The 12,237-nt window shown below is 57.0% G+C and carries 8 protein-coding genes; 7 read left to right on the top strand and 1 reads right to left on the bottom strand.

What is annotated here, in order from left to right; all coding sequences use genetic code 11:
• The first annotated feature begins 156 nt into the window (after window positions 1-156).
• From R3D51_10910 to R3D51_10900, 3 genes are all read left to right on the top strand, one after another.
• Entirely contained in the window at window positions 157-324 is a 168-nt protein-coding gene (locus R3D51_10910; protein MEZ5899989.1) for a hypothetical protein, read from the top strand.
• Between the two features lie 154 nt (window positions 325-478).
• On the top strand, window positions 479-1,027 hold the full coding sequence (gene fae / locus R3D51_10905) for a formaldehyde-activating enzyme (GenBank protein ID MEZ5899988.1): 549 nt from the start codon (window positions 479-481) through the stop codon (window positions 1,025-1,027).
• Between the two features lie 176 nt (window positions 1,028-1,203).
• Window positions 1,204-2,508, top strand: coding sequence for an ABC transporter substrate-binding protein (locus R3D51_10900; GenBank protein MEZ5899987.1), 1,305 nt, complete (start codon window positions 1,204-1,206; stop codon window positions 2,506-2,508).
• On the opposite strand, the gene R3D51_10895 is transcribed toward R3D51_10900, so the two are convergent.
• On the bottom strand, window positions 2,468-3,286 hold the full coding sequence (locus R3D51_10895) for a GntR family transcriptional regulator (protein MEZ5899986.1): 819 nt from the start codon (window positions 3,284-3,286) through the stop codon (window positions 2,468-2,470). The genes R3D51_10900 and R3D51_10895 overlap by 41 nt on opposite strands.
• Before the next feature lie 456 nt (window positions 3,287-3,742).
• On the opposite strand from R3D51_10895, the gene R3D51_10890 reads away from it, so the two are divergent.
• The 4 genes from R3D51_10890 to R3D51_10875 all read left to right on the top strand — a co-directional run bounded on the left by R3D51_10890 (window position 3,743) and on the right by R3D51_10875 (window position 12,164).
• Window positions 3,743-5,932 (top strand): FAD-dependent oxidoreductase, encoded by a 2,190-nt coding sequence (locus R3D51_10890; GenBank protein MEZ5899985.1) that lies wholly within the window; start codon window positions 3,743-3,745, stop codon window positions 5,930-5,932.
• A gap of 130 nt (window positions 5,933-6,062) precedes the next feature.
• Window positions 6,063-9,284, top strand: a complete 3,222-nt coding sequence (locus R3D51_10885; protein MEZ5899984.1) for a heterodisulfide reductase-related iron-sulfur binding cluster — start codon at window positions 6,063-6,065, stop codon at window positions 9,282-9,284.
• Between the two features lies 1 nt (window position 9,285).
• Window positions 9,286-10,251, top strand: coding sequence for an electron transfer flavoprotein subunit alpha/FixB family protein (locus R3D51_10880; GenBank protein ID MEZ5899983.1), 966 nt, complete (start codon window positions 9,286-9,288; stop codon window positions 10,249-10,251).
• 122 nt (window positions 10,252-10,373) lie between these two features.
• Entirely contained in the window at window positions 10,374-12,164 is a 1,791-nt protein-coding gene (locus R3D51_10875) for an APC family permease (protein MEZ5899982.1), read from the top strand.
• Window positions 12,165-12,237: the final 73 nt, after the last annotated feature.

The following is a 12,237-nucleotide window of genomic DNA, read 5'->3' as shown; positions in this document are numbered from 1 at the left end:
ACGCGGAAGACCGACGCTAGAGTTTTTGGTTGTAAGTTGAATGCCTCAGCGAGAGAGATCGACTGTCTCAGAGTGAAGGGAGACAGTTACCTGATTGACCCATTTCGCATCCGCGGAATGAGGATTCAGTCGCTCCGATCCTCGATAAGTTGCGGGATGGATCAGGCGCTGGAAGCAAGCTTCGCTGCATTGCAATCGAAAATTTCTGCTGCAAAATTTATCGGCTCGCTGTCAGCAACGGCAAAGCGCTGGGCCGTTCCGGCTTGGGGCTTAAGCACAAAGAACATAAGTTCCTGTGAAGAAAAAATAATTCTTCAAGATTGACGGAGATTGACAACGCATCTAGGTAGATCGGCGCTGGGATCTTTGTGTCCCGAAGATGTTGACCGGTGCGGTACCTCAGCCGGTCCTCGGGTTAGACCTCAACAACATGAGCATTCCGGCGGTGCCGGATCACACGAAAGGATAGCAGATAACCATGAGCGGAAAATTCGGCATTCGCGTCGGAGAGGCATTAGTTGCGGGCGGTCCGCCCGGTACAGCCGCCGAACCCGAGGTGGCAATCGGCGAGATGGACGGCCCCTTCGGCACCGCCTTCGCAAATCTGCTCGGCAATCAGGTCGTTGGTCACTCACGGGTTCTGGCGCTGATGAACACGGACGTGATGGTACGTCCCGCCACGATTTGTGTAAGCAAGGTCACAGTCACCGACGAGAAGTACACCAACATCCTAATGGGCACGGTTCAGTACGCAACGTCTATGGGCGTGCTAGATTCAGTCCGTGCCGGAGACATTCCGATCGACAAGGCCAACGACATCGGCATCATCGTGTCCGTGTGGCTCAATCCCTCAATCGTGACCGTCAAGGACCTCGATCACAGGGTTCTCTTCAACATTCATCGCGAGGCAACAGCCAAGGCCATCAAGAAGGCGATGCGCAACGAGCCTTCGATTGAGTGGTTGCTGGAGAACCAGGACAAGATCATTCACAAGTACTTTGAGAAAGGTCTCAAGGGCGAAATCTGACCGATCAGAAATAGCACATTGCTATCTAAGGCCGGTTGCGGAACCTTTCGCGACCGGTCTTTTTCTTGGTCATTAGGATTTCCGATCGTATCCCTAGCGTTGGCTCATCCTGAGGCTCTTGATATCCTGCGGCGCTGTTGCCATTTCGGAAGGTCCATTCGGGAATTTGAAGATAAATGATCAATCGGACCAGCAAGCCGTCATTGACCTCCGCGCTTTCACTGGCGCTTCCGCCGTCCATCATCAACACCGGACGGACGCTTAAGGTCGGCTTTTTGGGGCCGTTGTCAGGAAAGTTGAAAAGCTGGGCAGAGCCCGGGTACCACGGCTGTCTTATCTGGAAGGATTGGGTGAACGAGAAGGGTGGCGTGCGGGTTGGCAACCGTCTCTACCAGATCGAAATCGTCGCCCATGATACGAGGTTTCAGAGCGAGGAGGCTTTGATTGGCGCCCGCAAGCTCCTCCTTGAGGATGGCGTCGAAATGCTCTTGATGCTGGGTGGTAACGATATGTCGCGCCCGTTGCGCGACTTTATCAACCAGCGCAAGGCCCTCGTCACGACCCTGCTGCCAAGCGATCTGACGCCCGATGCACGGACCTTGATTGCGCCGAGCGAAGTTCATCCAATCTACAATGTCACTGGGGTGGATTGGCTGGTGCGCGACGATCCCGGACTGCGCACAGTGGCGATGTGCACGCAAAACGACGAGCATGGGCTTCCCTCGATCGCGACATACCGCGCAGCTTTCGAAGCCGCCGGCTTGAGGCTCGTCGACGAGCATTTGTTTCCGATCGAGACCACGGATTTTACGCAAATCATCGCGCGATTGCTGGAGAAAGAGCCCGATATTCTGTGTTGGGATACGGCCTATGAACCGTTCGTGCATGCGATGACAGTCGAGGCCTACAAGCGTGGCTTCAAGGGTAGGCTATTGTCGTGCACCTGCGACAACTATCAAGCATTGATCGAGAAAACGAGCCCGAAGTTCATGGAGAACTTCGTGTTCCAGTTCCCCGATTTTGACGATCCAAAGCTCGACGATCCGCGCATCAACTTCGCCCAGCCAAAGCGGTTCTATGACGAGTTCTGCAGGCGTTATCCGGGCGAATGGAGCGCGGTTTCGTGGGAGTATGCAGCGACCCTCGAAATGTGGAAGACCGCCGTTGAAAGCGCGCGCACGGTCGCGCCCCTGTCGGTCCTGGCGATGATGAAGATGGGCGGTAGGGGACATCACGTCTTCGGATGGGCGACGTGGTGGGGGCGCGAGCTTTTTGGCATTGACAATGCGCTTGTCGGCGAATGGCCAGTCGTCACCATTCGTAATGGCCGCGCACGTATTGTTGATTTCGTCGATACGCGGGCTTGGTGGGCCGCCAACAGTCAGTACTTGATCAAACACATGCGCGCACTCAACCTGATGTGGGACCAGCGCGAAGAGTTCAGCGTGAGTTCAGCAGATCATCTTGATGCCCAGCGATGAGCAGCTTCATGAATTCAACAGCACTCTCAGTGTCACGATTTTCAAGCGCATTGTAGAGCGAGCGAAGCCGCGCCTGGTTTTCGACAATGCGCTCCGGTGACAGGGACTTTACGCGCGTGGCACACCAGCGCGGCTGGCGGCGAACTTCATGGATGATCGTGTAGATGGTCAACAAGAGCCGGTTGTGAGTTCCTTCAGCAATAGCCAACAAAAACTTCTTTTCGAGATGCGCGAATAATTCCGCGTTGGTGATGATGCGCTCGATCTCTTCAAGAATTTTTTTGAGGTTCGCCAGATCGCGCACCGACATGTAGAGCGCTGCAAGTCGAACCATGTCGGGTTCGATAATCGAGCACAGGACATTCATTTCAAAGGGTGAGGCGGTCTCTGCAATGGCGGAGATATTGAGCATCTGTGCACCGGCCGGATCAGACGTTGCGATCTGGCCATCCTTCTTCGCACTATAGGCGACGAATGCACCACTGTTGGCGCGGCGCGTTACGATTCCGTACGTCTCAAGAAACTCGATGGCTTGCCGGATGACGGCGCGGCTCAGGTGGAACTCCTCAGCAAGATCGCGCTCGGACGGAAGCCGAGTTCCGTAGGAGTATCGGCCCTTGTGGATCTGCCGAAAAAGTGCTGCCGCGACAGACTTCACGCGCTCCTTGATAAGAGGGTGATTTGCCGTGCTGGCTTCCCACGGCGCGATGACATCTGCGGAGGAACTATCACCGTTGGACGACGTGTCTAGCTGGCCCGGATGCGTGATTTCGTTCATTTCGGTCCTCGTTTTCCTGCCCCGCGCAGGGTTGTTCACTGCGGCAATAGCGTCCGCCCAAAATTTGAGCCGCGCCGGGTCGGCGGGTTTTCGCGCTCACACATAGGTCCAACCGAGGCGTTCAACCACCCTCTGAAGGATTTTAGCTCGGTCGAATCTGGTCGAAATCAGCAACTTCTCTGCGACATCGAGTCATTTTTAGACCATTTCAGACCATTGGTCAAACACTGATTAAGTTCGATTTTTCAAGCCGGAATGTCGCACGCAAGGTGTGATTGCCTATATTTTGCGCCGCACAACGTTTCTTTATGATAAAAAAATTTGCTGACGAGCGTCGAAATTTAGTTGCACGAGGTTTTTTCTGGTCCTAGTTTAGCTCCAAAGTGGTCCAAAAATGGTATAAAGTGGATCATTTTGGTTCCGTAAGGGCTAAAAAGAAACCGGAGGAGAGTGGGTATGGCGCGCAATCCGAAACACGACATCTTGTTTGAGCCGATCAAGATCGGCCCGAAGACGATGAAGAACAGATTCTATCAAGTCCCCCATTGCATCGGCGCTGGGTCGGAAAAGCCGGGTACGCAAGCCGGACATCGCGGGATGAAGGCAGAGGGTGGTTGGGGCGCTTGCTGCACTGAGTACTGCTCGATCTCGCCGGAGTCGGACGACTGCCACCGCGTGTCGGCGCGCATCTGGGACGAAGGCGACGTCATCAATCTGCGTCACCTCAACGACAGTCTTCATAAGCACGGAGCTCTCGGCGGCGTCGAGTTGTGGTACGGCGGCTCACATGCGCCTTGCATGGAATCGCGTGCCATTTCCTATGGTCCCACTTCGCAGGCTTCCGAATTCGAGTATCTGACGTACTGCCACGAGGCCGATCTCGACGACATTGCGCATCTGCAGAACCTTTATGTGGAAGCTGCCAAGCGCTCTGTGCAGGCGGGCTTCGACATCGTCTACGTCTATGGCGCACACAGCTATCTGCCGCTTCAGTTCCTTTCCAAGTACTACAACCGTCGCACGGACGGGTACGGCGGCTCATTTGAAAACCGCGCGCGCTTCTGGATTGAGACGCTTGAGAAGGTGAAGGCGGCGGTCGGTCATGAAGCAGCCATTGCCACGCGTTTCGCGGTCGACACGCTGTATGGCGCCGATGGCGTCGAAGCACTCGATGAAGGCATGAAGTTCATCGAGCTGGTCGACAGCAAAGGCGTTCTGGATCTTTGGGATCTCAACGTAGGCGACATCGCTGAGTGGGGTGAGGACGCAGGTCCGTCGCGCTTCTACAAAGCGGGCCATCAGCGCAACTGGACGGACGATTGCAAACGCGTCGCCAAGGTTCCGGTTCTCGGCGTCAGCCGCGAAACCAGCCCCGACGACATGGCAGCTCGCCTCCGCGAAGGCCGCCTCGATATTCTGGGCTTCGCCCGCCCCTCGATTGCCGATCCCTTCATTCCCAAGAAGATCGAAGAAGGTCGCTACGAGGACATTCGCGAGTGCATCGGCTGCAACGTCTGCATCTCGCGCTGGGAAATCGGCGGCCCGCCCATGATTTGCACGCAGAATGCGACCGCTAACGAAGAGTATCGCCGCGGTTGGCATCCTGAGAAATTCTCCAAGACGAAGTCGACGTCCTCGGTGCTCGTGGTTGGCGCCGGCCCGGCAGGCATGGAATGCGCGCGCGTCCTGGGCGAGCGTGGCTATGATGTTCACTTGCGCGAAGCAGACACCGAAATTGGTGGCCGCATCCGCAAGGTTGTCAAATATCCGGGTCTGGCGGAATGGGGGCGCGTGACGATCTATCGTCAGCTCCAGCTCCAGAAGCTCAAGAATGTCGAGGTCCACACGGGCGTCGGTAAGATGAGCGCTGAAGACATTCTCAGCTACGGTGCAGACAAGGTCGTCCTCGCTACCGGCTCCCATTGGGCTGGAGATGGCCTCAACTTCGTCACGCACTCGCCGGTCGAGGGTGTCGATTCTTCTCTGCCGTACGTTTGCACGCCAGAGCAGATCCTGATGGAGAACAAGCCGGTGGGCGACAACGTTCTCGTTGTCGATTGCGACGGCTACTTCACGGGCGTCTCGATTGCCGAATACCTGGCGGATCGTGGCAAGCACGTTAAGATCCTGTCTCCACTGAAGGGCGTCGCACCTTACACGCACTTCACGCTGGAGGCACCGAACCTGCATCGTATGATGCATGAGAAGAAGATCCACGAACTGACCAGCCATTGGCTGACCAAGGTCGAGCCCGGCAAGGCTACCGCGTACTATCTGTTCCGCGATGGCTATAAGCGTAACGGCGCACCAAAGACCGGTGAGCTGCCGCGCCGTGCCGGTACGGAGGTCGTCGAGGTTCCGTTCGATACGATCGTCATGTGCTCCGCGCGTGTTCCCAACGATAGCCTTTGGCGTGAACTGTCTCGCCGCAAGGACGAGTGGGAGAAGCGCGAGATCGAGGCGATCTATCAGGCAGGCGATTGCTTCGCTCCTGGCCTCATCGCTCAGGCGATCTTCGAAGGGCACCGCATTGCGCGGGAGTTCGAGTCCTCCAACCCACAGCGTCCGCAACCGTGGATCCGCGAGCGTCAGGTGTGGGGACACGAGACCTTCCCCAAGCTCACCGACCGCGAAACGATCGGCTGATCCTGATTTGCCCGAGCCGGACGCAATCCGGCTCGGGCATTTGCTTTGAGCACGAGTCTGGTCCGCTGAGGCCGACGCAACTTTTAAACTTCTAGGCCGCGAGCCTTTGCAGGATTAGGGGTAATCTTCCGTGGAATCGCGTGTGCTATTTTGGGGCATCAACACGCACCAGCTGATCATGTTCTACATGATCGGCACGGCGTCGATGTTGATATTCCTCTATGGCGCCTACCGCCACTTCGCCAAATATGCCCGCGGCAAATCCCTCGTCGGACCACTGGAGTTCAAGGATCGCCTTTCTCGCGCGCTAAGTGACATATTCTCTCATCGCACGCTACGCCGTCGAGATCGGGCGGCGGGTGCAGCCCATAAGGGCATCTTCTACGGTTATCTCTTCGGTGCGATTGCAACCTCGTTGTATTTCATCGAGGTCGATATTCTCAAGCCGTTGACGGGGATCACCTTCGTCAAAGGCAAATTCTATCTCATTATGAGCCTGTTGCTCGATCTAGGGCATTTGGCGCTCATCATTGGACTGATCTACATGATCGTCCGACGTGGCATCCTCAAGCCCAAGAAGCTCGAATACCTGCGCAGTTACCGTGGAGAAAAAGATCTGCGCGCAGACGCAAAGGCGTGGAGAATAGAAGATTGGATCTTCGTCACAACTTTGCTGATCATCGGATTTGGCGGCTTTCTGCAAGAAGCCTGCGGTCTGATTGTCGATCAACCTGCGTGGGCGGCGTGGTCGCCGGTTGGCTATCTGTTGGCCAAGGCCCTCACGGGAATGGGCATGTCGGTTGAAACCGCCGCTCACATCCGCGCTGTGAACTGGTGGACGCACGGTATACTCGCGCTTGCCTTCACTGCCGCCATTCCCTGGTACAAAGCCAAGCATGTTATATCGGCAGTGGGGTCGCTGTTGATGCGCGATGCCAAGCCTCTTGCACTCCTTCCGCCCGAGCCGAAGGATGCGGAAAAGGCCGGCATCGCTTCTATTTCTGATTTTACCTGGAAGGATATGCTCCATCTCGATGCCTGCACGAAGTGTGGGCGTTGCCATGAAGCTTGTCCTGCACGAACGGCCGGATATCCGCTTAGCCCGCGCGACTTCATACTCGATCTGCGCGAATACAACGACGACGCCCAGGGCTGCCCGACCGCGGGACTGGATCTGGTTGGCGGTGTGATCGCGCCTGAGACGTTATGGGCCTGCCGTACCTGCGGAGCATGTCAAGAGATCTGCCCGGTGGGCATCGAGCATCCGTCCTTGATCGTGCGTATGCGCCGACATTTGGTGGAGCAGGGCACGATGGACCCGCTCCTGCGCAACACGATCACGGTCATCGGCGATACCGGCAACAGTTTTGGCGAAAACTCCCGCAAACGGTCGCAATGGACGAAGGCGCTTGAATTCAAGGTAAAAGACATTCGCGAAGAGCCAGCCGAAACGCTTTGGTTCGTTGGCGACTATGCTTCATTCGATCCTCGCAACCAGAAAGTCAGTCAGACGGTCGCGCGCATTTTCAAAGCGGCACGCGAGGACTTCGCTCTTTTGCACGAGGGGGAAAAGACCGCTGGCAATGACGTTAGGCGGGTTGGAGAGGAAGGGCTCTACGAAGAGCTTGCCGCGCACAATATCGAGCAGATGGATGGTGCCAAACCGTTCAAGCGCATCATCACAACTGATCCCCATAGCTACAACACGATCAAGAACGAGTATCCCTCGTTCGGCAAAGTAGCACCCATCGAGCATTATACCAGCGTCCTGGTCGAGCTGCTGAGCAGCGGACGCCTCAAAGTGAAGAAGCCGCTGAATAAGCGCGTCACCTTCCACGACCCCTGTCATCTCGGCCGGTTGAACGGCGGCTACGACGCGCCCCGCAAGGTGCTCGAACTGATCGGATGTGAACTCATCGAGATGCCGCGCAATCGCGATAACTCGTTCTGCTGCGGCGCTGGCGGTGGGCGCATTTGGATCCCCGATACGCCCGGCACGCAAAAGCCCTCGGAGAATCGTGTGCATGAAGCGGCCGCGCTCGGTGGCATCGACATCTTCGTTACCTGCTGTCCAAAGGATCTCACCATGTTTGAAGACGCACGAAAGACGGGAGGGCACGAGAACGACTTCGTTGTCCAGGATCTGGCGGAGCTCGTAGCCGAGGCAATTGAGCTGAAGTCCATCAACCTGAAAGACCTGCCACCTCTCGCCGACCGCATCGTCAAATCTGTTGCGACCCAGATTGCAGACACCGTGGCCGCAAAACTGGATGCCGTTCTCTCGGCGCGGCTGGCCTCGATTCCTGCGGTCGCGACTCCTGCCGCAGCTCAGCTTACGTCTGGTCCTGCGGCGTCGGTCGCTACATCCACGCCAGAACCGATTGCTGCGCCCGTGAGCGTGGAAGAACGGAAAGCAGAAGCGACGATCCCGTCTGAAGTTCCGGTGGTGGCGAAATCCAACGACGCAACACCGCTTGCCAGCGCGTCGCTTCCCGATACGCCCTTTAAGCCTGTCTCATGGGACACGCTCTCGCCGGTGGTTCCCGCCACGTTCGAAGGATACGAAGCCCCGGCCAAGACCGGTCCGCGCATACTGGTCACGATCAAGCACGTTGCGAAGCTCGGCGATGAATACGGCTTCACCGACGATGGCCGCGACGTACGCCGCGAGTTCATGGAATTCTCGTTAAACGAGTGGGACGACGCAGCACTCGAAGAAGCTCTGCGATGCATCGAGAAATTCGGCGCTGGTGAGGTCGTTGCCGTGACGGTGGGCGATGCTGATGCCGATGCGTCGCTGTTCAAGGTTCTGGCCAAGGGCGCACATCGCGCGGTGCGTATATGGGATGAGTCCCTCGCAAACGCCGATCCTATCACGATCGCTCGCGCTATCGCCGGAGTCGCGGCGGCTGAATCGCCGGATCTTATCTTCTCCGGCGTGCAGTCGGCAGACCAGGCGCATGGCGCAACCGGCACGGCGCTCGCGCGTATCCTCGGGCTTCCGCATGCCGCTGTTGTTGTTGGATTTGATTGGGACGGCAAAGGGCCTTTGCAACTCGCTCGCGAACTCGAAGGCGGCTTGCGCCACACGTTCGATCTGCAGGCGCCCGCCGTCGTCGCAATTCAAACCGGCATCAACACGCCTCGCTTTGCAACCATGAAGATGGTCAAGCAGGCAAAGCAGAAGCCGCTAGTCGTTGTCGATGGCAAGAACGTCCAGGATGGCAGCGCAGGCTATCAGGTTCGACGCATGTACATACCTGAGCAATCGAAGGCCGAGATGCTTAGCGGCACGCCGGCCGAGGTCGCCAAGTTCATCGCAACCCTCATTCGTGAAAAGAAGGGAGCCTGACATGGCTGGCATCCTCCTGTTCGCCGAGCATCTCAACGGTGCTGTTCGCGATATCACCAAGGAAGCTATCGGGGCAGCCGCCTCGGTAAAAGACAAGCTGGGTGGACCACTTGTCGTTGCCGTCATTGGTCAGAGCCTGGATGCGATGGCCGCCGAAGTGGATCTGGAAGGCGTCGACGAGATCGTCACCGTCAAGATGGATGGCGATCATTTCGATCCACATATCTATGAGGAATGCGCGCTTCAGTTGGGCAAGAAATATCGCCCGCAGCTTATCCTTTTCGGTCACACCGTGAATGGCATGGCCTGCGCGTCTGCAGTTGCTGCCCGGATCGGAGCAGGCTTTGCAAGCGATGTTCTCGCGCTTGCAAGTGATGAGAAAGCCATCGTCGCAACGCGGGGCGCTTACGGCAACAAGGTCAATCTGGAAGTTGCTTTCCCTGGCCGGGAGATTGTCGTTTTAGCGTTACGCGGCGCGACTTATCCGGTTCCCGAAGGCAAAGGGAGCGCAACGCGGTCGAGCTTCGAAGCCGATCTGGGCGATGCCGCCAAGCCAATGCAACATACCGGCTATATCGAAGCGCCGCCGTCGGACATCGATATCTCAAAGGCCGAGTACATCTTGTCCGTGGGGCGAGGCATTCAGGAAAAGGATAATCTTCCTCGCTTCGAGAAGCTCGCCGATAGGCTCGGCTTCACGTTCGGATGTTCGCGCCCGATCGTCGATTCCGGCTGGCTGCCTAAGCCCCATCAAGTCGGTCAATCCGGCAAGGTTGCTAGTGTCTGCAAGGTTTACATCGCGCTCGGCATCTCGGGCGCTGTGCAGCACCTGTACGGCATGAAGCACGTCGACACCATCATAGCAGTCAACACCGATCCTGAGGCGCCGATCTTTAACGTCGCGACCTATGGGGTTTGCATGGATCTATTTGAGCTGACGCAAGAGTTGGAGGCGCAGTTCAACTGAGAAGAAGTCGGCCGGTGGAACGACTGCCGGTCATCTCTAAGGGCCATCAAGAGCCTGAGCGAAGAAAAGAACAAACAATAAATTAGAGCAAACGTGGAAGAGATCCATTTCGGAGGAGTATCATGACATCCATACGCAGCGGAACGATCAATGATCCAGCACCAACTTCAAGTACGGAGTTGGTGCGTGGTATCGATTGGCGAGGAGCGTTCTGGGTTGCCAGCGGTGTGCCGGCCCTTGTTTTGTTCTCCATCGGCGGCATTGCCGGCACGGTCGGAAAGGTGGCGTTTCTGGTCTGGACTGTGTCCATGATCATGGGCTTCATCCAATCCTTTACTTACGCAGAAATTGCAGGTCTGTTTCCCAATAAATCCGGCGGCGCTTCGGTGTACGGCGCCGCCGCGTGGGTTCGCTACGCGAAGTGGCTTGCTCCGATGTCCGTGTGGTGCAACTGGTTCGCATGGTCGCCAGTGCTCTCGCTCGGTTGTTCGATTGCAGCTGCGTATATCCTGAACGCTTTTGCCCCCATCCCTCCGGCTGATGCTCCTGCGGTACTTGCGTGGGTCAAGGCCAATGCGGGTTCTATTGCGGCCGACAGCCCGCGTGTCGTTGAGTGGCTTGCAGCCAATGCCGGTAAGACCGCTGACGATGCGATTGCTGCTCTGTTGAGTGCAGACGGCATTACCGCGGTGACGCCTCACATCCGCGATTGGACGCTGGCATCTGGCACGCTTGGACCTGTGCACTTCTCCTTCAACGCTGCATTCTGGATTGGTGCGCTTTTGATGCTGCTCACCTTCGCAATCCAGCACCGCGGCATTGCGGGTACAGCAAACGTTCAGAAATACATTGGCCTGTTGGTCATCATTCCGATGCTCATCGTCGGCGTTGTTCCGATTCTGACCGGACAGATCGATTGGTCCAACTACACACCGTTGGTTCCGCTGAAGAATGCCTACGTTCCTGAGATGGGACAATGGGACATTCCTGGTTGGACGCTCGTCCTGGGAGGCATGTTCATCGCCGCGTGGTCGACCTACGGCTTTGAAACCGCGGTCTGCTATACGGCCGAATTCCGAAATCCGGGTTCTGATACGTTCAAAGCCATCTTCTACTCCGGCCTTCTTTGCCTTCTGCTATATACGCTGGTTCCGTTCACGTTCCAGGGTGTGCTTGGCATTGACGGCATGCTCGCCGGACCGATTGTAGATGGTTCGGGCGTTGCGGAAGCCATGGGCCACATGGTCGGCGGCAGCGGCTTCATGACGAACATCCTCGTGATGATGATGATCCTGGCTTTGTTGCTGTCGATCATGACCGCGATGGCCGGTTCGTCGCGTACGCTCTATCAGGCATCCGTCGATGGTTGGTTGCCGCGCTACCTGAGCAAGACGAATTCGCATGGTGCTCCGACTGCAGCGATGTGGACGGACCTGTGCGTCAATCTCTGCATTCTTGCCATTGCCTGCGCGGATGCGACGAGCTTCTTCTTCATCCTCGCCGTTTCCAACGTTGGCTACATCATCTTCAACTTCCTGAACCTCAACTCGGGCTGGATCCATCGCATCGACAATGCGCACATCCATCGTCCGTGGAAGGCTCCCACGATCTTGATCGTGCTCGGCGGCGTCTTTGCCTTCGTCAATGCAGTCTTCATGGGCGCAGGTGCCAAGGTTTGGAACCCCAACGCGTTGTGGGCAGGCCTGTTCACGGCTTCGTTGATCCTTCCGGTGTTCTGGTTCCGTCACCACGTCCAGGATGGTGATCGCTTCCCAGACCATATGTATGAGGACTTGAACATCACACCAGGCGAGATCGTGCATCGTAAGGCGGGCATTCTGCCGTACCTCACGCTCGCTGCGGGTCTAGCTACGGTGCTGATCGCCAACTGGTTCTTCACGCTGCCAGTTTGACGTGATGTACTCAAAGGAAGCCCGACCGGTCACTTGGTCAGACCGGTCGGGTTCCAACAACCAGGGTGGCGAG

It is taken from the genome of Hyphomicrobiaceae bacterium, from assembly GCA_041397645.1.
In the GTDB taxonomy this organism is placed as follows: domain Bacteria; phylum Pseudomonadota; class Alphaproteobacteria; order Rhizobiales; family Hyphomicrobiaceae; genus Hyphomicrobium_B.
The sequence above is the reverse complement of the archived record's forward strand: the minus strand, read 5'-3'. Positions and strand labels throughout refer to the sequence as shown.